The organism is Maribacter sp., assembly GCF_039968975.1.
Classification (GTDB): Bacteria; Bacteroidota; Bacteroidia; order Flavobacteriales; family Flavobacteriaceae; genus Maribacter.
The window spans coordinates 1-26,259 of sequence record NZ_JBDVOT010000158.1 but is presented as its reverse complement, the minus strand read 5'-3'; the positions used below and the strand labels follow the sequence as shown (position 1 = coordinate 26,259).

At 32.9% G+C, this 26,259-nt stretch carries 22 protein-coding genes and 1 riboswitch; of the genes, 10 read left to right on the top strand and 12 right to left on the bottom strand.

The features are described 5' to 3' along the window. The first annotated feature begins 2 nt into the window (after nucleotides 1-2). The 4 genes from ABJI11_RS10795 to ABJI11_RS10780 all read left to right on the top strand — a co-directional run bounded on the left by ABJI11_RS10795 (nucleotide 3) and on the right by ABJI11_RS10780 (nucleotide 5,621). The gene (locus ABJI11_RS10795) at nucleotides 3-1,442 is read left to right on the top strand and encodes a DUF3526 domain-containing protein (protein WP_348352009.1); all 1,440 of its coding nucleotides are present in this window, start codon (nucleotides 3-5) and stop codon (nucleotides 1,440-1,442) included. Further along, nucleotides 1,443-2,783, top strand: coding sequence for a DUF3526 domain-containing protein (locus ABJI11_RS10790; RefSeq protein ID WP_348352007.1), 1,341 nt, complete (start codon nucleotides 1,443-1,445; stop codon nucleotides 2,781-2,783). Nucleotides 2,784-2,975: 192 nt separating this feature from the next. After that, nucleotides 2,976-5,042 carry a tetratricopeptide repeat protein gene (locus tag ABJI11_RS10785; RefSeq protein ID WP_348352005.1) on the top strand — a complete coding sequence of 689 codons (2,067 nt, stop codon included), beginning with the start codon at nucleotides 2,976-2,978 and terminating at the stop codon, nucleotides 5,040-5,042. A 204-nt stretch (nucleotides 5,043-5,246) separates the two neighbouring features. Then, nucleotides 5,247-5,621, top strand: coding sequence for a response regulator (locus ABJI11_RS10780; protein ID WP_348352003.1), 375 nt, complete (start codon nucleotides 5,247-5,249; stop codon nucleotides 5,619-5,621). A 66-nt stretch (nucleotides 5,622-5,687) separates the two neighbouring features. Here ABJI11_RS10780 and ABJI11_RS10775 read toward each other — a convergent pair whose 3' ends face one another. Then, on the bottom strand, nucleotides 5,688-6,776 hold the full coding sequence (locus tag ABJI11_RS10775; protein ID WP_348352001.1) for a serine hydrolase domain-containing protein: 1,089 nt from the start codon (nucleotides 6,774-6,776) through the stop codon (nucleotides 5,688-5,690). Nucleotides 6,777-6,984: 208 nt separating this feature from the next. After that, nucleotides 6,985-7,082, top strand: a riboswitch (SAM-I-IV-variant riboswitch). 47 nt (nucleotides 7,083-7,129) lie between these two features. Here ABJI11_RS10775 and ABJI11_RS10770 point away from each other — a divergent pair. From ABJI11_RS10770 to ABJI11_RS10760, 3 genes are all read left to right on the top strand, one after another. Then, entirely contained in the window at nucleotides 7,130-8,428 is a 1,299-nt protein-coding gene (locus tag ABJI11_RS10770) for a Na+/H+ antiporter NhaC family protein (protein WP_348351999.1), read from the top strand. Nucleotides 8,429-8,887: 459 nt separating this feature from the next. Then, nucleotides 8,888-9,748, top strand: a complete 861-nt coding sequence (locus tag ABJI11_RS10765; RefSeq protein WP_348351997.1) for an outer membrane beta-barrel protein — start codon at nucleotides 8,888-8,890, stop codon at nucleotides 9,746-9,748. A gap of 248 nt (nucleotides 9,749-9,996) precedes the next feature. Further along, a complete protein-coding gene (locus ABJI11_RS10760; protein WP_348351995.1) occupies nucleotides 9,997-12,024 on the top strand; it encodes an NADPH-dependent 2,4-dienoyl-CoA reductase in 2,028 nt (675 codons plus the stop codon). 559 nt (nucleotides 12,025-12,583) lie between these two features. Here the strand turns inward: ABJI11_RS10760 and ABJI11_RS10755 are convergent. Then, the gene (locus tag ABJI11_RS10755; protein WP_348351993.1) at nucleotides 12,584-12,850 is read right to left on the bottom strand and encodes a hypothetical protein; all 267 of its coding nucleotides are present in this window, start codon (nucleotides 12,848-12,850) and stop codon (nucleotides 12,584-12,586) included. 163 nt (nucleotides 12,851-13,013) lie between these two features. Here ABJI11_RS10755 and ABJI11_RS10750 point away from each other — a divergent pair, with 163 nt between their 5' ends. Further along, complete coding sequence (locus ABJI11_RS10750) at nucleotides 13,014-14,357, top strand: hypothetical protein (protein WP_348351991.1); 1,344 nt, start codon at nucleotides 13,014-13,016, stop codon at nucleotides 14,355-14,357. Nucleotides 14,358-14,498: 141 nt separating this feature from the next. Here ABJI11_RS10750 and ABJI11_RS10745 read toward each other — a convergent pair whose 3' ends face one another. The 8 genes from ABJI11_RS10745 to ABJI11_RS10710 all read right to left on the bottom strand — a co-directional run bounded on the left by ABJI11_RS10745 (nucleotide 14,499) and on the right by ABJI11_RS10710 (nucleotide 21,960). After that, entirely contained in the window at nucleotides 14,499-14,687 is a 189-nt protein-coding gene (locus ABJI11_RS10745) for a hypothetical protein (protein ID WP_348351989.1), read from the bottom strand. Beyond that, the gene (gene larC / locus ABJI11_RS10740; protein WP_348351987.1) at nucleotides 14,684-15,982 is read right to left on the bottom strand and encodes a nickel pincer cofactor biosynthesis protein LarC; all 1,299 of its coding nucleotides are present in this window, start codon (nucleotides 15,980-15,982) and stop codon (nucleotides 14,684-14,686) included. Before larC ends, ABJI11_RS10745 begins: the two co-directional genes overlap by 4 nt. Then, the gene (gene larB / locus ABJI11_RS10735) at nucleotides 15,979-16,638 is read right to left on the bottom strand and encodes a nickel pincer cofactor biosynthesis protein LarB (RefSeq protein ID WP_348351985.1); all 660 of its coding nucleotides are present in this window, start codon (nucleotides 16,636-16,638) and stop codon (nucleotides 15,979-15,981) included. Before larB ends, larC begins: the two co-directional genes overlap by 4 nt. Next, complete coding sequence (gene larE / locus ABJI11_RS10730) at nucleotides 16,631-17,428, bottom strand: ATP-dependent sacrificial sulfur transferase LarE (RefSeq protein ID WP_348351983.1); 798 nt, start codon at nucleotides 17,426-17,428, stop codon at nucleotides 16,631-16,633. The genes larB and larE overlap by 8 nt, the downstream gene beginning before the upstream one ends. Nucleotides 17,429-17,480: 52 nt before the next feature. Continuing rightward, nucleotides 17,481-18,950 carry an aldo/keto reductase gene (locus ABJI11_RS10725; RefSeq protein ID WP_348351981.1) on the bottom strand — a complete coding sequence of 490 codons (1,470 nt, stop codon included), beginning with the start codon at nucleotides 18,948-18,950 and terminating at the stop codon, nucleotides 17,481-17,483. Nucleotides 18,951-19,301: 351 nt separating this feature from the next. Further along, entirely contained in the window at nucleotides 19,302-19,601 is a 300-nt protein-coding gene (locus ABJI11_RS10720; RefSeq protein WP_348351979.1) for a hypothetical protein, read from the bottom strand. Between the two features lie 137 nt (nucleotides 19,602-19,738). Then, entirely contained in the window at nucleotides 19,739-20,482 is a 744-nt protein-coding gene (locus tag ABJI11_RS10715; RefSeq protein WP_348351977.1) for a hypothetical protein, read from the bottom strand. A gap of 209 nt (nucleotides 20,483-20,691) precedes the next feature. Continuing rightward, nucleotides 20,692-21,960 (bottom strand): aryl-sulfate sulfotransferase, encoded by a 1,269-nt coding sequence (locus tag ABJI11_RS10710; protein ID WP_348351975.1) that lies wholly within the window; start codon nucleotides 21,958-21,960, stop codon nucleotides 20,692-20,694. 268 nt (nucleotides 21,961-22,228) lie between these two features. On the opposite strand from ABJI11_RS10710, the gene ABJI11_RS10705 reads away from it, so the two are divergent. Beyond that, the gene (locus ABJI11_RS10705; protein WP_348351973.1) at nucleotides 22,229-22,921 is read left to right on the top strand and encodes a nitroreductase family protein; all 693 of its coding nucleotides are present in this window, start codon (nucleotides 22,229-22,231) and stop codon (nucleotides 22,919-22,921) included. Between the two features lie 55 nt (nucleotides 22,922-22,976). Here the strand turns inward: ABJI11_RS10705 and ABJI11_RS10700 are convergent, their stop codons facing one another. After that, the gene (locus ABJI11_RS10700) at nucleotides 22,977-24,332 is read right to left on the bottom strand and encodes a Xaa-Pro peptidase family protein (RefSeq protein WP_348351971.1); all 1,356 of its coding nucleotides are present in this window, start codon (nucleotides 24,330-24,332) and stop codon (nucleotides 22,977-22,979) included. 181 nt (nucleotides 24,333-24,513) lie between these two features. On the opposite strand from ABJI11_RS10700, the gene ABJI11_RS10695 reads away from it, so the two are divergent. Then, nucleotides 24,514-25,374, top strand: a complete 861-nt coding sequence (locus ABJI11_RS10695) for an RNA polymerase sigma factor RpoD/SigA (RefSeq protein ID WP_348351969.1) — start codon at nucleotides 24,514-24,516, stop codon at nucleotides 25,372-25,374. 75 nt (nucleotides 25,375-25,449) lie between these two features. Here ABJI11_RS10695 and ABJI11_RS10690 read toward each other — a convergent pair. Beyond that, the coding region (locus ABJI11_RS10690; RefSeq protein WP_348351967.1) for a DEAD/DEAH box helicase at nucleotides 25,450-26,259 on the bottom strand (810 nt) is incomplete at its 5' end.

Genomic DNA, 26,259 nt, shown 5'->3' with positions numbered 1-26,259 from the left:
TAATGAGGAAAAACGTAATAAAATTGTTAGCGCGCCAATTATGGCAAGATGCCTTTAGATCTAAGGTCATGTTGATAGCATCTACTTTGATGCTATTCTTGCTACTCTTTTCTGCGTATAGTGGTTGGGAGAATTATCATGACCAAAATTTTACCCGAGACGAAATTCAAGAGGAAGTTCAAGAAAGTTGGGAAAACAACCCAGATAAACATCCGCATAGAATGTCTCATTACGGCTCATTTGCACTTAGACTAAAACACGTTTTAAGTGTGTTTGACCTTGGAATGGAAAATTTTGTGGGTAATGCCGTTTTCTTGGAGGCACATAAACAGAATACCGTTAATTTTTCTGAAGCGAGTATGTCTACCGGGCTCTTACGTTTTGGGGAAGTAAGCCTAGCAATGCTACTAAAAGTTATCGTTCCGTTATTAATTTTCTATTTGGGCTTTGCGACCATAGCTCAAGAAAGAGAAAACGGAACGCTCAAACTTTTAATAGGACAAGGAATAACAAGAAAAGAAATCGTTTTTGGAAAATGGTTGGGTCTATGGAGCCTGTCGCTCATTTTTCTGACCTCTATTTTCTTGGTATTGCTTCTTTTTGTTCTGTTAGAATCCCATGATAGTATGCATACCGATAGTTTATTGAGGTATGGGGTTTTGCTTATTTCCTATTTTTTATTCTTCGGTATATTAAGTGCCATAACTATTTTGGTTTCCGCTTTTAGCGCAACTGCTAAAGGCGCTTTGGTAAAGCTGTTAGGTATTTGGCTGTTATTTGTGATTATAGTGCCAAAGTCATTGCAAGCAATGGGTTTCTACCTATACCCTACTCCTTCTAAAATAGAAATGGAAACTGCTGTAGAGCATGATTTAGTAATGTTGGGAGATAGTCACAATCCAGATGACCCACATTTCAAGGCATTGAAAGACTCTGTTTTATTAGTTAATAAGGTTACAGAAGTTGAAGATCTTCCTTTTAATTACGGAGGATTTGTAATGTCTAAGGGCGAGGAATTAAGTGTTGAAGTTTACCTAGAACATCAAGAAGAACTTTATGAAGTATATCATAAACAAAACAACTTAGAGCGTTATTCTGCATTCATAAATCCGTATTCTGCAATTAAAAATTTATCAATGGCATTCTCTGGCACAGATTTTCAATCTTTTCTTCATTTTAAGGATGAGGCAGAAACTTATCGTTTCAAATTAGCTCAGGATATGAATCAGCTTCAGATGGATTTTATTCCGAACAAAGGCAAAGAAGGACCTGATACTATATCTAGTGATTACTGGAAAGAGTTTCCTCCTTTTGAATATCATTTTTTGAGTATAAAAGAGGTATTTAAAAATGAGTTGACCTCTTTGATTGCCTTGTTATTATGGAGTCTTTTATCCGTATTTGGATTATTAAAATTGTCAACAAACCTAAAAGCCATATAGATGTTTAGTTTGTTATTTAAATCGTTTTTTAGAACGAAAATATTTTTGGTTAGTCTTGTTTTGTTACTGTCTGTTGGGGTTATCAGCATTCTTATAGGAAAACAATACTTGGTAAAACAAGAGAAGACCATAGCCGCAGCCCAAGTATTTCAGGAAGAAAGTATTAAAAAGAACATAGAATACCATAGTGAAGATTTAGGTCTGCTCTTATATTATTTGCGTTTTACTTTGGCAAAAAAGCCTGAAAATATAAGTGCAATTTCTATAGGGCAGAGTGATGTTAATCCGCTATTACAAGCCGTAACCATTCGTGGTCTTGAAGGGCAAAAATATGATACGGATTTTGAGAATCCGTCATTATTAATGTCGGGTAATTTAGACTTGGGCTTTGTAATTATTTACTTGTTTCCATTGGTACTGATAGCCATGACATTTAATCTATATTCAGAAGAAAAAGAACTGGGTACTTGGCGAATTTTAGCCGCACAGACATCAAGAAAAGCTGAGTTTTTATTCAAAAAAATGGTAGTGAGAATACTCTTTGTATTTGCGGTTTTAATTGTGCTTATGTTTTTGGCAAGTACTATCTTACAAATTTCAATGAACGCTAATTTCTGGGCTATTTTTCTACAAAGTATTTTGTATTTAATGTTTTGGAGCGCTCTATGTTTCTGGATGGTATCTCTATTAAAAAATTCAAGCTTTAATGCATTGGCGTTAATCTCCATTTGGGTAGTACTGACCATATTGATTCCTGCATTAGTGAATAACTATGTGATCAACACCTACCAAGTGCCAGAAGCCTTAAATGCAATGGTAGAGCAGAGAGATGGTTATCATGAAAAATGGGATATGGAAAAAGATGTTACCATGAACGGGTTTATAGAAGCCTATCCCCAGTACATAAATTATGAAGTACCGCAAGATAGATTTAGCTGGGTCTGGTATTATGGCATGCAGCATATGGGAGATTTAGCAGCTAAAGAAACCAGTGAAGAAATGACAAAGAAAATTATGCAACGTAATACTGTAAGTGAAAAAGCAGCCCTGTTTATACCAACTATGCATGCACAATTAAGTATGAATCACCTAGCAGGCACAGATATGATAAGTCATTTAGGATTTTTAGATGCATTAACCAAATTTCATGAAAATTTAAGACTGGGCTTTTATGACAAAATCTTCAGTGAAAAATCTGAGAGTTCAGTAGACTGGACAAAACACGATTTAAAATTCTACCAACTAGATTATAATTTTAGTTGGTTGAAGTTAGTATTGCCAACACTACTAATAACTTTAATTATCGGTTTAATAGGTGTTTTTAATCTCAGAAAGCTATAATTTTTAATCTCCATAGAAATTATAATGGTTGTATGTATTTGAGTTGATAATTCTCTGGATGATTTACTTTGAATTTTAATAAAATTAAATTCAAATACATACAATTTGTATGAATTTACTTACAAATTAAAGTGTTTCACAACATTAATATTTTTATTCTATTAATGTAAAGTATCTTTTTTGAAAATTTAAATGATGAAAAAGGTATTTCTTACTACGAGCCATTTCTATGTTTCAATTTTTTTGATGCTTTTTGGTATTGTTGCAATATTCGCTCAATCTGAACAAAGTACTTTAGTGAAGATTGAAGAATTAAAAGCTTCTAAAGATTTTAAACAGCCGAATGAAGAATATATAAATTTAGTGCTAGAATTAGCAAAATTAAAAGTTAGATCAAATACTGATAGTGCTTATGTTTTGATAAAAGAAGGGTATGATTTAAGCTTAGAAACTGGTTATAAGGCTGGTGAAAGCACAGCATTATCTACCTATGCATATTTGTATTTTGAGGAAGGCAAAATAGAAAAAGCCTATGAGTATAATATGAAAGCTCTAGATATAGCTAATTCATATAAACTTAATAAGCCAAAGTTAGCAGCATTGAATAATATAGGGCTTGACTATTGGTTACAGGGAGAGGATGCTAAAGCCTTAACTAAATTCTTAGAAGCTTTAGCTGTCGCCACAGAGATTAACGATGTGGATAGAATGATAGGTATCAATGTCAATATTGCTAATTTATATGGTCTTAATGATGATAATGAGACTGCCTTAACATTTCTAGTCAAAGCAAGAAAATTAAGTACAGAGCAAGAGAATGATGAAGTATTGGCTTACACCCTAATTAATATGGCATCTGTATATGCACAAATGGGAGATTTTGAAGAGGCTGAAAGAACGGTTGATTTGAGTTTAGATTTTTTTAAAAAGCAAAATAGTATAGATTGGATGTCTCATGCTTTTGAGCAGAAAGGGTCTTTAGCTTTAAAACAAAATAAACTTGAGGAAGCTCTGGATTATTATTTGAAATCGGAAAAATTATGCGATGAAATAGATTTTAGTTACGGATATACACTTGTATACAAAGGTTTAGCCGAGTGTTATTTGAAAATGAATAATATAGAGAAGGCTGAAGAATACGGGTTAAAAGGTTTAGCTAAATCTACAGAACAACAAATAGCGGAATCAATCAAAGAATCAAATTTAATTTTGTCTAAAGTGTACCATCTCAAGGGTCAAGACAAATTAGCTTATAAATATCAATCTACTTATCTTGAATTATATGAGAAAAGTTCAACAGAAAAATTTAAAAAAGGACTTGGAATTTTACGCAGTAAAACAAAGTACGAGAATGAAAAACGACAATTAATAGAGAATCAAGAAAAAGCTATTGCTGAACAAAAAATATATGTCTATATAGCAATTACAGCACTAGCCATTGTTTCTTTATTTCTTGTTTTTTTATATAGAACAGGGAAACTTCAAAAAAAATACAATAAAATATTACAACAAAAACAAGATGCTTTAATAATGCGTGAAGCACAATTAGAAGAATCTAATAAAACAAAAGATAAACTATTTTCTATTATAGCCCATGATTTAAAGGGACCTATAAATTCTTTCTACACTTTAATGAAAATGACTTCTAATGAGACTATTAGTAAAGAAGATTACAATACTTTTTTTCCACAAGCTTTAAGTGATATTCAAGGTATTTCTGAAATGTTGAACAACTTATTAATATGGGCAAAAACACAAATGAAAGGCACTGTATTAGATAGTTCTAATATTAAGGTTTGCGCAATTGTAAAGAAGACAGTTTCAATATTGACTCCATTGGCTAAAAAGAAAGAAATTAATATTATAAATAATATACCAATAAATACCATTAGTTATAGTGACAGCAATCATATTACTATTATCGTCAGAAATATAATTAGTAACGCCATTAAATTTACCAATAAACAAGGTAAAATAATTATTAGTGTTATAGAGAAAGATGATGAACTACAAATAGAAGTTGCCGATAATGGGGTTGGTATGGATAAAGAAACACAAGCTATGCTTTTTCAAAAAAAACATATTAAATCAACATATGGTACCAATAATGAGAAAGGTACTGGTTTAGGATTATCTATATGTAAGGATATGGTAGAAAGTAATGGTGGTAAATTATGGGTTGCAAGCGAACCTAATAAAGGTACTAGTGTATTTTTTACAATACCTAAAAAACAAGAAAATCTAAAAATAGCTTCTTAAATAAATTCTAAAAGAGAAAATTAAATGTCAGATTTAGGAAACCTAAGCTTTATAAAAAAAGTACTTTCCATTTTTTTAATTCAGAAGTTGGTTTGGTATTTAATGTAAAAAATTAACACATAAAGAAACTTTTACACCTTTCAACTGAATTAATTTTTCATTTTGAGACAATAGGGTACTTTTCACCCTTTAAACTCTATTAGCATGAAACTAGAACTAGTTATAGTAGATGATTCCCATCTTTGGCTGTCGTTAGCAGAAAAGCTCGCCAAAACTCATCCCTTAGTTGGTAAAGTAACAACTTTTGAAGACTCTTATGATGCGTGGGTTCATATTCAAATAAACAAGCCACAATTTGTTATTTCTGATATTGAGATGCCTGGTATGAATGGTCTTTCATTCTTAGAAATGTTCAGTAATAAATTACCTTTTATTTCTACCTCTACTAAGCAAGAATTTGAAGAAGTGGCAAGAGAACTTGGTTGTGTAGATTTTATTACCAAGCCTTTTACCAAAACCGATATGCATCATTCAATAGATTTAATTAACTATCATATGTATGGTAAAAAGGTAAGCTGAATTAATTTTATTATTCTTGCCAATGTTTTAAATATGGCTACAGCGCCCTATTAGCCAAACTTAAATTTACTTTTTAGGTAAATCATATTCTAAACCAGAAAAAATACTTAAAGCACCAATAACAATATCATTTGGTGCCATATTTACACCGTTAGATAAATAGGTAAGCGTTACATCATCTGAAGGAAAATAAATACTTAAAGATTGATAACCGTCTACCCTACCATCATGTCCAAATCCGTTTTTATTGTAAAAGGGAATAGTAAAGATGCCGTAACCGTAACCATCTACCATAGTTGTCATTTTAAGAAGTGAATTTTCGGAAATCAAGTCTCCTTTAAACAAAGCATTATAAAACTTATTCACCCCAGCGGCAGTAGAAACTATTGAGCCAGTACCTTGAAGAATTGAATAATGAGTTTCAATCAATCGTACCCATTCGTCATTTTCAATTTGATAAGAGTACGCTTCATTATTTGTAGCATCTATTTCTTTTCCGTTATAGGTATTATTGAGCCCTAAAGGTTTTGCTAATCTGTCATTGAAAGAAGTAGCATAAGTTTTTTCCTCAATATCTTCAATTATGAAGGATAACAATAAGTAATTGGTATTTGAATATCCAAACTTATCACCTGGTTTAAAATTAGTTCCGTTTTTAATGAAAATTTCTAAAAGTTTCTGTCTTGATGAATTTTGAATTCTTTCTTCTGGTTCATAATCACCTTCAGTAAAATTAAAAAGTCCGGTTCTATGATTCATTAATTGTTCTATAGTAATAGTCTTTGCATTTGGTATTTCAGGAAAGTATTGGTCTAATGTAGTTTTTAAGCTTAATTTGCTTTCTTCGATAAGTTGCATAATCATAGTTGCGGTAAACATTTTAGAAATAGAAGCGATTCTATATTTAGAGTTTATATTGGCTTTGATAGAATATTCTTTATCAATAAAACCAAAGGAGTTTTGATAATCTTCCTTACCATTTTTATAAATAGAAATACTGCCCATTCCTAAATTTTGATCTTCAATTTTAGAGAAAAATAAGTCTAGTTTATCACATTCAAAATCTTTACCTAACTCTTCTATTTCAGTAGAGCATGAAACGATTAAAAGAAATAAAAAGGATATGAATAAAGCTTTGAAGTAATTTATAATCATACGTAAATAGCTGAATTGTTAAATGTTATGGTGTTCAAACTTCGTTTATTTAATTGTATGAGGTTGTTAATAAAATAGTAATTGAAGTTAAATTTTATGTAATTGTTAAGCAGTATATGCTTAATTAATAAGTAAGAATTTTATGAGAATAATTTAACCTTTTTTAAGATTTGTTAGAACTATTTAAACCCTAAATTTGCCGCCTTAAAATTGTTATCAAGAATCTCAAAAAAAGGAGATAGCAACCTGCAATAACAAGCAAGGTGCTAAATAGATAAGCCATTAATTGGAACAAATGTTAATTCATGATCCATCTAATTTTTGCTATTCCTTTTTTATTAAAATAAAAAGAAATGGAAGTTGCTAAAAAGATCATACCAAAATTTTCGGCATTAATACCCCTGTTTGTATTTGTATTTACTTTTTTAGGGGTAGGCATCTATCAGAATGATTTCTATGCACTACCCGCTCCTATTGCAGTTATTATGGGTATTGTAGTTGCATTCATCATTTTTAGGGAGCCTATCTCAAATAAAATAGATATGCTTTTAAAAGGTTGTGGCGATGATAAGATATTGACGATGTGCCTTATCTATTTATTAGCAGGCGCTTTCGCGGCAATTACTAATGAAACCGGTAGTGTAGATGCCATTGTAAATCTTGGTTTAGATCTTATAGCCATACAATACATATATGTAGGTATATTTATTATTGCCGGATTTCTATCGGTGTCAACAGGAACTTCAGTTGGTGCAATAGTTGCATTGGCACCTATTGTGGTAGGTTTTGCAGAAGAAAGTAATGCAGAGCTGGCAATACTATGCGGTGCGTTATTGGGTGGTAGTATGTTTGGTGATAATTTATCCGTTATATCAGATACCACCATAGCGGCAACACAATCTTTAGGTTGTAAAATGAGCGATAAATTTAAACAGAATATCAAAATAGCGGTACCAGCTGCAGTATTTACCATCGCAATATTAATTTTTCAAGGATTGGGATTAGAGTCCGCCGTATCTGAAAACACTATTTATAACTATGATATTGTAAAGATTTTACCTTATGTATTAGTAATTGTTTTGTCAATTGTAGGAGTTAATGTATTTGTAACGCTTTTGTTGGGGTCCTTAGCAGCAGTTGCATTAGGTATTGTTTATGGAGACTTCACGTTAATTGAATCCGCTAAGATTGCTTATGCGGGATTTACCAATATGACAGAAATATTTCTATTGTCTTTGTTGACCGGCGGGCTGGCAGCCTTGGTAGCAAGAAATGGCGGAATTGAATTTATATTGGTCAATATTAGAAAGCTGATTAAAAATAAGAAATCCGCACAATTTGGTATAGCCACTTTGGTGAGTACAATTAACATGGCAATTGCCAATAATACGGTGTCAATTATAATTGCCGGTCCTATTGCAAAAACTATAAATGACGAGTACTATTTAGATAATAAGAAAACTGCTTCGATCTTAGATATTTTTGCGTGTATTTTTCAAGGACTATTACCTTATGGAGCACAAGTTTTAATGATTTTAAGTTTCTCTAAAGGGAAAATAGATTATTTAGATTTGGTTAGTAATACATGGTATTTATTGCTTTTATTTATTTATACGCTACTATTTATCGGATTAAGACCATTGCGAGGGTAACAATGCTTTATTGATAATACGTTTATGACGAGGAAAAATATGCTAGTCCGTTTTTAGAATAATTTATTTGCTACTTTCTAATGGCTAGTACGTATTATGTACGAATGTATCATGGATTATTAGCTAGATGTACTTCCAAGAATTAGAGGTGTTCAATAGTGTGATTTATTAAAATATTACAGATAAGTATGTTTTAATGCTTTGAAATTAAATATTTGATAAAATTTATATCTAAATAAAATGTAAATATTAGTCAGAGTGTTAAACCAAAAACATAGATCTAAGAACTTTTCCTAATAAAGTAACTTTGATAGACTAATTTAAAGGGTACATTTAAACTCGTAAAGATTCATTTAAGTTTTATAGTTTATAAACATTTTTTATGAGGTGTTTATGTGGTTTTCTTTTTACTTGACAAAAAATTAGGTTAATCAATTTTCAACTTATAAATCATTTATTATGAAACACTTAATCGCTGTTTGTGCAGCTTTTTTATTAAGCTCGGTATCTTACGGACAATGGCAAGTATCTGCAAGTTCAGGTTATGCAATTGGTAGCGCAACCATGAAATTAGGAGAACGCATTGACGCTTCTTCAACTGAAAACTCGTATGGTAGTTACGGCGAAGGAACAAATTTTCAACTTAGAGGAACTTACTTCTTTGATGATTCTTTTGGTGTAGATCTTAGTGTAGGTTATTTACAAGGTACAGACCAAGATGTATCAATTGTTGATTTACCAAGTACAGAGGTAAATGCTGTAGCAAGAGCACGTGCATTTGGAGCTTCTGCATCAGTAGTTTATAAATTTACCAATAATATATATGGTCGTTTTGGGGCTTTATTAAAATTAGGTGGTAAAACAGAAGGAGTTATCTATCAGAAATCTGTTTTTTCTGAAGCAGAAGCAGAAGCTTTTGGAGTTCCAAACGGATCATATTCTGAAACAAACTATAAAGAAGATTTTCATGGTCATTTTCCTTTAGGTTTTGTAGGTGCACTTGGGTATAAGTATGACTTAGATTCTAATTTTAGCATTTTTGCAGAAGTTGAATATTATGGTATTAGTTTAAAGCGTAAAGATTCAGAAATCTCTGAATTTAATACAGATGTTAAACTACCTGATGGAACTGTTGCCGTTAGTGGTTTATTTACCATTGATAATCTACCAGAAGGTTTTAATAGAAATACTACATATGTAGACGAGTTATCTAATACTAATACAGATCCTACTCAAGAACTTTCTCAAAAAGTACCTTATTCATCATTTGGTTTAAACATTGGTGTTACTTATAAATTTGCAAAAGCAAGTAAAGAGTAATATTAAAAGAGTTTATAATTAGTAAGCCCCTATTAAAACTATTGTTTTAATAGGGGCTTTTTATTTATTCTAATCAATAAAAAATAGAATTGAATTCTGTTTTCTAAGAACGTTGAAGATGGTTATATTTTTAAATAATCAATAATCATTTTTCGGTGTAATTTATAGCTACTCACAAAATGTTCAGTTATTAAGTGTATCTTCAACTATTATGCATGCATAGTAAGTGAAATAAAACCATTAGTAAAATGACCAAGTATAAACACATTTTTGAGCCATTAGATTTAGGATTTACCACCCTTAAAAATAGAATTTTAATGGGGTCTATGCACACTGGATTAGAAGAGGAAAAAAATGGAGTGGAAAAAATAGCCGCTTATTTTGCTGAACGTGCCAAAGGCGGTGTAGGTCTAATAGTTACTGGAGGTATAGCACCTAACATACAAGGATGGACTGGTCCTTTTTCTGCCCGAATGAGTACAAAGAAACATGCATCGCATCATAAGGTCATTACTGATGCCGTACATAAAGAAGATGGTAAAATATGTATGCAAATACTACATGCGGGCAGGTATGGGTATCATCCTTTTGCCGTTGCTCCTTCCGCAATTAAATCACCCATCTCCCCTTTTAAACCATTTAAACTAAAACAATCTGGAATTAAACGTACAATCAACGATTTCGTTAATTCAGCCAAATTAGCTCAATTAGCAGGTTATGACGGAGTAGAGATTATGGGTTCAGAAGGATATTTGATCAATCAATTTATTGCCGATAGAACAAATAAGCGCAACGATAATTATGGTGGTAGCTATGAAAACCGAATGCGTTTGCCAATAGAACTTGTTAAACAGACAAGAGAGGCTGTTGGCAAAGCCTTTATCATCATTTACCGACTATCTATGTTAGACCTGGTCGAAAAGGGAAGTTCCTGGCAAGAAGTAGTTGCATTGGGCAAAGAAATTGAAAAAGCTGGTGCTACCATCATCAATACAGGTATTGGTTGGCATGAAGCACGCATACCAACCATTGCTACATCTGTGCCTAGGGCTGCATTTACATGGGTTACTAAAAAGATGAAAGAGGAATTGTCTATTCCGTTAATAACCTCTAATAGAATTAATATGCCAGAAACGGCTGAAAAAGTTTTAGCAGAAGGTCATGCAGATATGATCTCAATGGCACGCCCATTTTTGGCAGATTCAGAATGGGTAAACAAAGCTAAAGGTAATAGAATCGATGAAATAAATACATGTATAGGTTGTAATCAAGCTTGTTTAGATCATGTTTTTGAACGTAAGGTAGCCAGTTGTTTAGTGAACCCGCGTGCATGTCATGAAACGGAATTGAATTATAAGCCAACAGAAACAAAGAAGAGAATTGCCGTTGTGGGTGCTGGTCCTGCAGGTTTGGCAGCTTCTACCGTTGCTGCGCAGCGTGGTCATGATGTAACATTGATAGATTCGGAAAGTGAAATTGGAGGACAATTCAATCTAGCAAAACAAATTCCCGGTAAAGAAGAGTTTTATGAAACTATAAGATATTTTAAAAAGCAGTTAGAGCTGCATAACGTAAAGGTTAAACTGAATACTAGAGTAACTGCAGATGACTTGCAAAATGACAATTTTGATGAGATTATTGTGGCTACCGGAATACAACCAAGAAGCCCCAAAATAGAAGGAATTGACCACGCCAAGGTATTAAATTACATAGATGTCTTAAAATATAAAAAACCGGTTGGTAAACGAGTAGCGGTTATCGGTGCAGGAGGAATCGGTTTTGATGTTTCTGAATATTTAGCACATGAAGGGGAAAGTACCGCTTTAAATATTGATGCATGGCTTAAAGAATGGGGTATTGATAAAACTTTAGAAGCTCGTAGCGGTATAGAAAATATTCAGGCAGAAATTCATCCATCGCCTAGAGAAATATTTATGTTTAAGCGTAGTAAGGGTAAATTTGGTGGTAAGTTAGGTAAAACCACAGGCTGGATTCACAGATCTACCTTAAAAAAGAAAAAAGTACAGTTTATCAATGAAGTGCAGTATACTAAAATTGATAATGAAGGCTTGCATTATATCCAAAACAATGAGCAAAAGTTACTTGCAGTAGATTCTATTATCATTTGTGCCGGGCAATTGCCGTTTAAAGAACTATTAGAACCACTTCAAGCAAAAGGTATAAAGACATATGTTATTGGTGGAGCAGACGTTGCTGTAGAATTAGATGCTAAACGTGCAATAAATCAGGCTTGTAGATTAGCTGCTAAAATTTAGCACTGGAAAAAATAAGTGAAGTATTTACTTGGAAATGAAATATTATTTGAGAGGTAAAAATACTCCGTCTTTATAGTTCAGTGTTAAAATTTTACCGGTGGCGTCCATGAAGCCCGATGGGGAATCTAAGTCTCCGCCTATATAATTCTCAACTAGCTCATGGTAAGATATTTCTTTTGTTTCTGGGTCGTATTGTGGTATCAGTTCATCTTTGCCCCGACCTATTTCTTAGATGAATTTATCTTCCCCATGAAAGCAACCATTACAATCTTTCAAAATACCATCTTTAAAACCTAATAATCTAAACACATAAAATTCTTTACCACTTCCGTGTGTACCTTATGCCTTTACTAGGTATTTATCTTTGTCGATATAACATGTTTGATAATGATAAACATTAGTGTTATCTGTAATAATATAATTTTTGTTGTAAGAAACCCAACGGTTAATTCATTATTTACCTTGTATTGATACATAGAATTATAAACATGCCATGTGCCGCCACTAAATTCATTCCAAGAAAATATCTTTAGTTTATCATCTTCTGATGATAGGATTTTTATGTATTTAGATAACGAATCGTATTTAACATTAAAAAAGATTCCTTTCCAAGAGTTATAGCCAATGTGTTTTGAAACCTTATTAAAATGCTATCTCTAGCTTCCCCATATTTACCAGCGTAGTCATGTTTATTGTCACTAAACTTTTTATAAATAGAAGTCAAATGATTATCAATAGATACTGAATCAAAAGTATTCTGAGAAAATAGCACATTATTATATTCAGTATATAGTGTGAAAATTAGTGCAAAGAGTGCCTTGTTCATTTAAAAAACTAGTGATTTATAAATCTATATTTTTCGTCTACTTACCATCTTCTGGATTAAATTTTAAAGATTAGTAAATCTGTCTCAAATTACGGAAAATCATTGTTTTAACAACTAAATCATCAGTTCTAAACGTACATAAACTAACCCCAAAATAAACACTATGAAAAAAATGAAAACTAATCTACTGCTATTTGCTGTGGGTTTTACCTTGCTGGCATGCACGAATGATGAAGTTATTCTTCCTGTAAATGAAAATAGTAATCCTATAATTGAAAGTACCGAAGATGTATCTGAACAAGATGAGGGTCAAGAAGCTACAGCCGATGAAAATGCAACAACAATAGAGGTGGCAACTGAGCTTATCGTGAACGACTTATCACCGCACCCCATGCAAGATGTAGCTAAGCCGGGATATTTGCAAACAATTGTTGACCCTTCATTTGGTACAATCATTAGAAGAATTTCTGATGCAGGTACTGGTGGAGTTATAAAGCCAATGTATAGTACCATACAGGCTTGGAATGCAGATGAAACTAGAATGATTTTGTACGATCAAACTAATGGAGTTCATCAATTATTGAACGGTATTACCTATGAGTTTATTCGAAACCTTGATGATGTTAGACCCGATGATTTGGAACAGCTCTTTTGGGATTTTAATAATCCTGATATTTTATATTATTTGGATGCCGTTACGGATGACTTTATTAAATATACAGTATCATCTAGAACTAAGGATATACTTGTGAATCTTAAAGAAATAATTAACTGTACCGGAAGTATTAGTATGGGTAACGATGTACAGATGATGTCCTGGGATTCTGATGTAATCGGATTTAGATGTGATAATAACCAAACCTATTCTTATAGGTTGTCTACACAAGAATTAATAACCTTTAATTTAGATGATGTCAATTATACGGCAGTAATGCCAGCACCTAGTGGTAACCTTTTTTACCACAACGTATCATCTTATGATGCCAATGGTAACTTTAAAGCGAGACTCAACAAAAGTAAGCCAGAACATTCTTGTTTAGGTAAAATGGCAGATGGCACAGATACTGACTTTTCAGTAAGTTTTGATGCTGGACCAAATGGTGGTTGCCTTGGGAATATCATAGCCTATGATTTAAATACAGGAAATTGTTTACCGGTCATCTCTGAAGATTTAGGGTATGACTATCCAAAAACCGGAACTCATATTTCTGCTATAGCACATAAAAACCCAGGATGGATAGCTGCTTCTATGATAGGCTTTGAAGGAGACGGGCAAGCGTTATTAGATCAAGAACTAGTAATTGCCTATGTAGAGCCTGGTAGTGTAGAGGTGTATAGAATAGGGCATCATAGAGCTGATGAAGATGAGTTTGACTATTGGGGAGAGCCGCACGCCGTAATTAGTCCAACAGGTACAAGAGTTCTTTTTGGTTCTGATTGGAGCGGTAGTGAAGATGGTTCTTCAGTAGAGTCTTATGTGGTAGAGTTACCATCGTATAATCAATAAATAACATTATAAAAAACTTAATATAAATGTTTTAATTGCTTTTATTTAAAGTTTATTTTTAATAGTATAAAAAGAGTGTATTCAAGGAAAAGGATACACTCTTTTTAGTTAATTTTTCACTTAAAGTTAATAAGGCTCTTTTTACTTTACTACGTTTTTAGAGCGTGAGTTAAAAAATTTCCATGCTATTGCAGCAATGGCAATTACAGGAAAAACAAACCAAGCCCATTGCTCAATAAATGAGTTATGTGCATGATGTTCAACACTTGGGTGTGCTTGCGCTACTTGAATACAAATAGCGAATAAAAAAATAGAGAATACTTTTTTCATGGTTTTGAATTTATTGGATTAATATTAATTGAATTGCTAACCTGATAAGGTGATTTATCTATTAATTTTGATACTCTTTTTACCTCTTCAAATTCAGGTTTTATTTTTGTGTTATTTGTAGGGGTTATAACTTCCTTTACGAGAATTTCTCCAAATTCGGTTTTAGTTTTCTTTTGTACTCTAGGTAATTCAATACGATCTATTGGGTAATACCGAACACCAATAGTACTAGTATTGTCAAAAATATAGTTAGATACTTTTTCTAAATTATCTAGAGGAAGAACTACACTTAATAAAAAAGCAAATCGACCTTTTTTCATTAATTGTTGTGTGATACTAAAATCTAAAGCACCTGCTGTTAATAACCTATCTTGAAAGTCTGTTCCCAAATATTCAGGAGACATATCATCAATAGAAACTTCTAACTGCAAATAACTGTCTTTGCTTTTCTCTACTTCAATTTTCAATAATGAAATACGAACAACGTTTGCATTCACAAAGTCTTTTTTACCTGGACCATATGCTGTTTTTAAAGGCACATAACCTCTGCTTGTAAAATCAGGGTTTAAATATCGAAGAATAGCAGCTCCAGTGGGGGTTATCTTCTCCCCTTCTTCATTACCTGCATAAAGTGGCATTCCTTGTAATAATTCTGCTGTTGCAGGTGCTGGTACTGGCAACATACCATGTTGTGTTTTTACAATACCATAACCTGTGCAAATAGGACTGCTATATACTTTTGAAATATTAAGTTTATCAATAAGAACTGCACTACCTACAATATCAATAATAGAATCTACACCACTAATTTCATGAAAGTGAATAGTCTCTAATGGCATATCATGAATCTTTGATTCTGCTTTACCTATTAAAAGAAAAATTTCATGTGCTATTTTTTTAGCATTAGCACTAATATGAGCTCCATCAATTATTTTTTTAATATCACTTAAATGGCGGTGTGCACCGTGATGATGGTCATGAGAATGTTCGTGTGAGTGCGAATGCCCATCATCGTGACTGTGCGTATGCGAGTGCTCATGAGAATGCCCATGACTATGATCATGTGAGTGATCATCTTCTGATGCTTCTTTACCTATATTTAAATCAATAACCTCAACATACTTACAGTTGATCCCATTCTTATCTACTAATTTAACTTCAATTTTGCCATCTGGTAAATGTAATTTTTTAGGTAAATCTGTTAAAAGGTCATAATCACCAAGTAACTCACAAAAAGCACTCAAAAACATATTTCCTGATAGTCCAGAAAAAGGTTCTATATAAATCGAATTCATTTATTTAATAATTTAATCATTCTGAATGCACTCATGGCGGCACCATAACCATTATCTATATTTACTACTGTAATACCATTTGCACAACTGGTAAGCATTGCATGTAAAGCTGTTTCACCCTCTTTCGCTGAACCATACCCTACTGAAGTAGGCACACCGATGATTGGTTGCGGCAACAAACCACCAATTACTGTTGGTAATGCACCTTCAAAACCTGCAACTACAATTAATACATCAAAAGTTTTTAATTCTTCTAACTTATTTAGTAGCCTATGCAGACCAGCAACACCAACATCATGAATGATACGTGATTGCACTCCCATATAGCTTAATGTATAATAGGCTTCATTGGCCACACCAATGTCAGAACTACCTGCAGATATAATTCCCACTTTCGCAGAACCATTTTCTTCTATTTTTATGTTCGCTAAAGTAAATATGCCAGAATCTGTCTCATAAAAAGCATTTTTATAAATTTTTAATAAAACCTTCGCTTTATCTTCTTGTAGTTTAGTTACTAATACGTTTTCATTTTTATCAGAATATTCTTTTAATATGTTTTTTAATAAAGCAACACTTTTTGAGGCTCCATAAATTACCTCGTCAAAGCCTATACGCTGCTTTCTCTCTTCATCAATAATAAATGTTTTATCCATTCAATACTCGGTTTAATTTTCCGGATACAAATCCTTCTTCATCAATAGTTACTTTTAAGAAACCTAAATCTTTTAATCCTTTAGAAATTTCATCAAAATGAGAACTTAAACGTTCAATTTCATTTTCTGGAACTTCTATTGACGCTTCTACGCCCAAATGCCTAACTCTAACATCAAAAAAATCAAATTTATTAAGATGATATTCTGCATGTTCTATCTGTTTCAGTCTTTCATTATTTACATCAGTTCCGTAAGGTATTCTTGAACTTAAACAGGGACTTGGTGGTTTATGTGCAGTTTCTAATCCTAAAACTTCTGCCATTTCAATAACTTCTTTTTTAGTAATTTGAAGTTCTGCTAAAGGAGATCTTATGGCGTGGTTTTTAGCCGCTTGTAAACCTGGTCTATAATCTCCTAAATCATCTTGATTGGTACCGTTTAAAATTGTGAATTCAGGATATTCATCTTTTATAATATCAACCATTGCCTCGTATAAATGTGTTTTACAAAAAAAACATCTGTTAGTAGGATTGGCTGTATAATTTGGATCATTTAATTCATCAGTTTTAATGACTCTTAAACTGATATTATTTGTTTTACAAAAATCGGTCGCAATTTTATAATCTTTAGTTTTCAAGCTTTCAGAATTAGATATTAATCCAATAGCTTGGTCTTTAAGGACCATTTTTGAAACATATAATACGAGGGAAGAATCTACGCCTCCTGAAAATGCTGTAACGGTTCCTTTATGTTCTTTGAACCAATTTTTAAGCAATGTTAATTTTGACATGGGTAAATTTTATGAATTAGCAGTAATTTTAATTTGCTATAACGATTAAGCACTAGGCTCTAGAACCATCTTCATCTACTGTGCGAACAGTAATAGCCTCTAAATTCAACTCATCAGTTTCAAAAGTAAATGGTTCACTCTTTAAAAGTTGTGGTTCATGTTTAACCGTACCTAAAACTTTGTTATTTGCTACAATTTCATAATGTGAAATAGGGCTAGCGGCAGCATACGCGGTTTGCCATGTAATTTTAACTTTACCATCAACTACAGTTTTTTCAATTTCTCTAGGAGCCGTCATATCAATCTTATCTAATTGAAAGAAATTAGTTCTACCATTTGAAATTTGTGACGTTTTTGCTTCTATTTCTTTCCGCTCTTTTAAAGGCATAGATTCTGGTTTTACTTGAGAAGCGTAGTAGTTTTGAGTTAATTGGCATTTTAATGGGTCATCATCAATCTGGCCAATACCTATAATAAGGGTATCAACACCTTTGGTAGTTAATACGTACTCAATAAGCTTATCGCTTGGTAAACTTGGAGAACCCACTTTACGGTAAATTTGATCAGGAGTTCTTGAGAAAGCTCCTACTTTATTGTACATGGTACCAGCACCAAATACTTTCATACCGATAACCCCAATGCCTTTTGCTTTAGCCAATGGTATTACATTATTTTGCATGTTAAAGTATAAATGATCATTAGAATTTATGGAGACTAAAAGTGCATCTAGTAAGCCATATTTATCTCGTTGTATAATATCAATCATTGCAACAGGGTTCTTATGACCTGAGAACCCAATATGTTTAATTAATTTTTCATTTTTAGGATTGGTTCCTGTAAAATTGGTGCCATCTCTAAAATCACGTAATACTACTAAGGCTCCAAAATTCTCATCTTCTTTTATAGGTGTTTCAATTCCTTTATATAAAACATCAACTTCTTCAACAGTCTCTAAGCTATGTATCAACATAATATCTACATAAGAACCTTCTGGATAGTTTCCTTTCCCATCTCCAAAAATCTGAGACATTGTTCTTCTAACATCTTCGGCAGCAGTTTGAATTCCTTCCCCTTGAGATTTGTTTCTAACATTCTCCCTTTCCTCCCAGCCTGGTTTTCCCCAACGCATTAAAGTTTTACTTGTTAAGGTAATAGACTCCCTCAATTCTTTATTATAATTAGGTTTTCCTGGAATTAAGTCTAATTTTTCAAATGCTTTATGATAATATGTTTGACTGGGTCCATATACATTAGAAGTATCAAAATAGTTAATGCCTAAGTCAAAAGCTTTTGTGATAATCTGAATTGGGTCAACACCTTCTGGTGTCCATTGTATAGAAGCCTGACCTCCGAGACCTAAAGTTGTTACTTTATTCTTTAATCGACCAAAGCTTCTCAACATTGGAGCAGGTGCTTTATCGGAAAAATTAACTCCGCCCATTGGTAAAATGGCAACTCCTGCGGCAGCTGTACTTGAAAGTTTGATGAAATCTCGTCTAGTAACTGGATATATTTTCTTCATAAGAATTAGGTTTTGTCTTCTTGAAGTTCAACATCCTTATTTGAAAAAATAAAATTTAAACGTTAATTATAATCAATTTAACATCATTATTAATTTGTAGGTTAATACACCAAATTTTTGGGGTAATATAGTATATATGATAATTTTTATAGGCGACATCCACCATGATTTTGAAATGCAAATTTGAAATATTTAAATGGACATTTTAATTATTATAAAAGCAGTATTTCTATTAAAAAGATTGCATTTAAATTATGAGTGCAGATTAAATATAGTTTTTGCCAATTTTAAAATACGGAAACAAAAAAGGCGTATTCATTTGAATACGCCTTTTTTTATGTGAACTATTTTTTATTTTAATAATCCAAGAATACCTTCTAATTCTGGAAGGTTAAGACTTGAGTTATTATCAGTATCCAAAACATCAAAATTTTCAGAAACTTCTCCAATAGCTTCAGATGAGCTAATAGCTTGGTCATTATTAGTATCCAAAAGACTAAATAAGCTAGATACTTGTTGAACTGTAGAATTAGAGCTTAAAGAACCTAATAATTGAGCAGCACTAGATACTTGAGAAGTATCCATATTTTTAACGCTATTACAGCTAGTAAAAGAAGCTATAAGAATAAATGTGGCTATTACTTTTTTCATGGTATTGTGTTTTAATTAGAATGCAAAAATACTCTTAATCTAAATGTGTTTATAAAAATGATATACAAATAGCACTTTTATAACTACAAACTGGCTGAATCAATAGATGAAATATAAAATTATGAATATGAAAAATATTAATCTACTTGAGCCTTGAACCAAATATTAATACTAGTTTCTTTTGGTCTTTCATCTTGTTGTGATGGTCCACCTTGAGACCCGCCACGACCACCACGACCTTGACCGCCTCCAGAGCCTCTTTGACCTCTTCCTCCTCCAGATCCTCTGCCCTGTCCGCCCCCTCCAAAACTTATATTTGAGTTTAGATCTTTGTTTGGTGTCTCCATCTTCGGAGTAACGATACCTATAGACAGTTTTGAATACTCTGTACCACTATCCGCTATGCTACTCTTAGGAATTGAAAGTCTGTATATTAATTCTTTTGACTCTTCATTAAATAAATAGCTAATATTGATACCTAAGTTGTTTAAGTCTAAATGAAATTCTTGCTCAGAATCGTAATTAATATATTTGGCAGTTTTCGGCATTTCTTCGATTAGTAAAGGTATATTGGGTCCTTTTTTTTCCTTTTCTTCATCTCTATTATCGCTTCCTCTTTCATTTCTATCTGGACGTTGCGGCATTTTAACTTCTAAAGGATATTGAACGGAAACATTCTTTTTCTTTTTACCTTTTTCATCAAAGTAGACATAGAAGCCTCGGTGTAACATAGACATCATGGTAGGTTCATCTGTAGTACTCAACTCCACATAAACATTGTCTTGGTCTAATTTACTGTTGTAGGTTATGTTATCTACTGTATTTTGCGCTTGGGTGCTTATACATGCAAACAGTATTAAAAATTTAAAATATAATTTCATGTTTAACTATTAGATTTCTGTTATTTAAACAAACTTACCATTAACATTAGTGTTTTTAAAGAAAATTAAGTGAATGTCAATTAACTATTGGTGAAGGGCATCAACTAATAAACGAAAGATATAATTTAGTAAGATTTTAATTTACAAAAAAGCTCCAGCATTTCTGCTAGAGCTTTTTCTTACCAATCAATCTAAACCAAAAACTATTTTTATAGACCCAAAGCTGTTATGGCTTCATCATCTTTAGTAAAAGCGTATGCCCGCCACGGTCTACTGTAATTTGTAAATCTCCATAATACATCTCCAGCATTATTCACTTCCCAAATGGCGCCAGTGCCTTCTGCAATAAGTGTGTTACCATTGCTCATTCGTACACCACTACCTAATCCGTTACTATATAAATCACTATCTGTAAATTCCCAAGTAATTGTTGGTTCGCTATCTTGACCTGCAATTAATTCATACGGCGGACTTAACTGATATTCAGCCACTGCAGATTGATTGTCATATTTGTTATTTACGAAAACCAACATTTTATTGTCATCGAATAAGTTTGGATAATGCACTCTGTTCATAGTGACTTCCCCAATGTTGTCATACGCTAAAGGATTTCCAAAACGGTACACCAAATTACCCCCTAGGTTATAATTACCGCCGGTATCAGAAGCTGCTTCTTCAGTTGATGTACTATGATCAATAACCCAAACCTCACTGTAGAAATTTACGGTCATATAGAGCAAATCATTCGTTTCATCTAAAGTAATGCCGTTAACGTGCATTAAATCACCATCGGTTTGGTCATCATTGTAATTAATATCGATTAAATTTGGTAGGTCACCTACTACCCCAAAATTTTCTTTACTTTCATCATCATCTTGAACAATATGATCTATGGCATGCCATTCCCAAACAATTTCTTGTGTCAATGGGTTCATTTCTATTATGGCTTCTGGGTAAATATCAAAATTACCGGAAAACCCCAATTCTTGCGCATCTTCAGCACTTACCTTTTCCCAGACAGGAAAAATAATATTGCCGTTAGATAAGTAGTTGACATCATGGTGTGATATGTAATTGTCGCTTGAATAATTAACTTCCCAATCAATTGTTTGGTCAGCATTAATTTTTCTAAAACTACCCCCATAACCACCATAGTTTATTTGAGGATTATCTACTTTAATAGTGGCTACTAAACTACCATCGCTAAGCAGTTCGGCATCGTTGCCCAATTGGTCCCCGTCAAAGTCCCAGTCAAACAATGTATTACCGTCATGATCAATTAAGAATACACCATCATCTGGTGCAACTGCTAATATATAAGAGTTGGAATCTACAGTACTGCTAACAGTTTCAGAGTCTTCAGTTGTTGAAGTATCTTCAGAAAGAGTCAAGTCAGCGTCGTCGTCACTGCAAGAAGTAATAAACATAGATATTATGCAAACAGTGCAAAAACCTATCTTAAAAGTTGATTTACTCATAACTAGTTGTTTTAAGATTTAATATAATTTATGTAGCTCGTTTAAGCTACAGGATAAATATAGAATTAGGCTTTATGCAAAATTGAAACAATCAGTGTATTTGGATGAAGAATAAGTAAAACCGTGTTTATTCACGGTAAATGGTTTTAGCCAAATTCTTATGAACTGACCTATGCATATAAAATGAGTAGTTGGTAGTATTAAAACAATACCTCAAAAAAGCAATATCTTTGAGAATAGAAATAACAATTAAAATTTTACTTCAATAATGGCTGCTGAATCTCATATATCTGTAAACGGACATACGCATGTACTTTATAAAGAAAATGCTTTATCTCAAGAAGAACTCATAAAACAGAGTGAGGCTTTTTATAAGCACCTAGATGAAAGAAGATCCGTAAGGGAATATGCAGAAACACTAGTCCCTAAAGAAGTTATTGAAACGCTTATTAAAACAGCATCTACTGCACCTTCTGGTGCACATAAACAACCTTGGACCTTTTGCGCTGTTTCTAATGCGGAGCTGAAATCAAAGATCAGAGAAGCTGCAGAAGCGGAAGAGAAAGAAAGTTATGAAAATAGAATGAGCGAACGTTGGTTAAAAGATCTGGAGCCAATGGGTACAAATATGTATAAGCCATTTCTAGAAGATGCTCCTTGGCTTATAATCGTTTTTAAGAAAGTACATGATTTAGGTGAGAATGGTGAAAAGGTAAATAATTACTACGTAAATGAATCTGTTGGTATTGCTGCCGGTATGTTAATTACTGCGATACATAATGCAGGTTTGGTTACGTTAACGCATACTCCTAGCCCCATGAATTTTTTAGCAAAACTGTTGAATAGACCAAGTAATGAACGCGCATTTTTATTGTTACCAGTTGGGTATCCAAAGACACCAACCTATGTTCCGGATATTGAAAGAAAACCATTAGATGAGGTTTCTAAGTTCTATGAGTAACACTTTAAGTAATGTATGCCTAAATTCTAATTTTTAATAAATTAAAATGAGTTTGTTATAGCTTCATCAAACCTTCTAATGCATCAGGGGTTCTGGGTAAGTTGGCACTTAGCACTTCACAACCTTCTTCAGTTATAAGAATCATATCTTCAGTAAAAACAGATATATTTTCATCATGATTGTAATACCATGGTTCAACCGTAAATACCATACCTGGTTTTAATTCTGCGGTAGCTAAGTTTGGGTCGCCGGTCGAGAGTCCTAAATGGTGACCAAAAAACAAACCAACTTGCATATATTTTTTTGCATCATTAGGAATAATGCTATTGGTTAGTGTTTGTACATCTTTAAAGGTAATTCCGGGTTTAAGGAACTTGATTATCTCATCTGCAATATTGGTTTCCATTACAAGAATCTCTTTCTGCCTATCTGTAAATTTCCCAGAAACCGGGAATGTTCTTCCAATATCACTAACGTACTGCTCATATTCACAACCGACATCAAAAATAACCAAGTCGCCACTTTCCATCACTCTATTTCTACGGTTATAGTGGGTAGCTAATATTCTCCATGGCCAATGAGAATTTGGTCCCGACTTAATGATGGACCCAAAAGCCAGTCGTTGAGAGCCGTTGATTTTAAAGTCACCTTCCAAAATACCTTCTAGGTAACGCTCATCTACCCCAGGTTTAATTTTTTTAGCAGATTGCTTAATACCTTCTACTGTTATGGTAGCAGCCTTTCTAATGATTTCTATTTCTGCTTCAGATTTGATCATTCTAACATTGGCAATAGCTTCGTACATATTTTCATACTTCAATCCTTTATGTTTATTCTGCAAAGCCTGTAAAAGCACTTGAACAGGAGAATAGGTCGCAATGTAATCTTCAGATGCATATCTAATATTGCCTTGTCGTCCACTATTAATTAAAATGGTGTTTTCTTTGGTACTTTCAGTATTCATTACAGACGCAAAATCTTTAATGGAAGCTAGGCTGATACCAGCTTTATCAGATATACTTTCGTCATTTAATAAAGGTCTTCCGGGAAAATCATTTTTTCTAGAGCCATTTTCAAATCGTAAATCATGTTCAGGAGTAAAAATAGAGGCTGATTTATTTTCTAAATTCAGCACAAGAATAGCGTTAGGTAATTCTAGACCGGTGAAATAGTAAAAATCATCTGCTTGTCTAAAAGTTTCTCCGAATGAAAATCCGTCATTAGCAGGTATCACAGCCAAACCTGATTTTTCGTTTTCGATTAAAATATTCATTAAATTTTCTCGACGTTGCTTTAGTTCTTCTTTAGAAAAAGGCAATTCTGTCCATTCAAAATAGGATTGCATAGGAGTTTGTGCCAAAAGAAATGCATTAGAAAATAATAGGATAAATAAAGCGATGGTTGTTTTCATGGTATTATGGTTGTCTAGAATTTAATGATTTGATAAAATAACATCAATTTGAAGAAAATTACTAAATTTTATGAATTGAATTTTAGAATTAATTAAAATAATTTCAACAAATAATCAATTTCATTAGGATATCATCAAAAAATAGTTTAAGTTATAGTAACGATAAAAACAAAAATAATATATGAGGCAACTGAAGATCACTAAGCAAATTACAAACAGAGACACTAAATCATTAGAAAAATACTTTCAAGAAATATCAAAAATTGATTTGATTACCGCAGATGAAGAAGTGGAGTTAACTAGAAGAATACGCGAAGGAGATCAGAATGCCCTAAATACATTAGTAAATGCTAACTTACGTTTTGTAGTATCTACGGCAAAACAATATCAAGGTAGCGGATTACGACTTTCAGATTTAATTAACGAAGGAAATATTGGCTTGGTAAAAGCCGCAAAACGTTTTGACGAAACAAGAGGTTTTAAGTTTATATCATACGCCGTATGGTGGATTAGACAGTCTATACTATCATCTATTTCAGAGCAGTCCCGTATGGTACGTATTCCATTGAATAAAATTGGTGAAATCAGTAAAATTAACAAGGTCTACTCTACCCTGGAACAATCATTACAAAGACCACCAAGTACAATTGAAATAGCCAGAGAACTTGATATGAGTAGCACGCAAGTAAAGCTTGCATTAAAAAATTCAGGTAAGCACTTATCTATGGATGCCCCTTTTCAAGAAGGAGAATCATCTAATTTATATGATGTTGTGAGCAATAAAGACGCAAACAGACCTGACGCGAATATGATGATGGATTCTCTTAAAACAGACCTTAATCAAGCTTTAAATACATTACCGAGTAGAGAAAGCGAAATTGTACGGTTGTATTATGGCTTAGGAGAAAGAAACCCCAAAAGTTTAAGCGAAATTGGTGAGCTTTTTGACCTAACCAGGGAGAGAGTAAGACAGATAAGAGAAAAAGCAGTACGTAAACTTCGCAATAAATCACAAAACGAAATGTTGAGAGCGTATTTATAAGTAAAAGTTTATACTACACATAAAATGAAAGCCGACCCAATGGGTCGGCTTTCGGTTTTTAAAAAATAATCGATGTTATTTTTTTCTGTTGGGCTCTTTCATTTTACTGTCCAAACTTGTAGTTTGGGCTATATGGTTTGCTAATATTTTTTCCACTAATTCTTCTTTGGTTAAGTGATGAAATATAGTTTTGACCTTGGTTTTAAATTCGTCTGATATATCGCGATTAGGTTTAGTCTTAAATATTTTTTTTGCCCAAAGTAAGGTGTTGTTTTCTTTAATACTTTGCGCATCTGCCTTTTGAAATTTGGAGAAAGAAATGCCTAATTCTTTTTCAAAATCGAATACTTCGGCAACTTCTTCTTTTTGTAGAATGGTTAATGAAAGTCCCTTTGCCCCCGCTCTAGCCGTACGGCCGGTTCTATGCACATACGCATCGTAGGTGTCTGGTAAATGATAATTTACCACATAAGCCAATTCTTTAACATCTAGACCACGTGAAGCTAAATCAGTTGCTACAAGAATATTGATATGCCCTTCTCTGAACTGACCCATAATGCGGTCTCTGATTCCTTGGGTTAAGCTACCGTGTAATGCTCCAGAAGAAAACTTATTGATAGCTAGTTTCTTTGCTAGCTTATTTACGGCTGCTTTTGTTTTACAAAAGATAATACCTTGTTGTCCCTCTTTGGTATTTAAAAAATGCATTAGCACTTCTAATTTCTCAATAGGTTCTACAACTACATATTTATGGTCAATACCTTTATGACCTAGGGTAGCCATATCTGCTTCTTTATGAACTACATGTTTAGACATGTAATTTTGAACCAATTGTTTTATAGCTCCGCTCATGGTAGCGGTAAATAAAAATGTACGTCTGGTTTT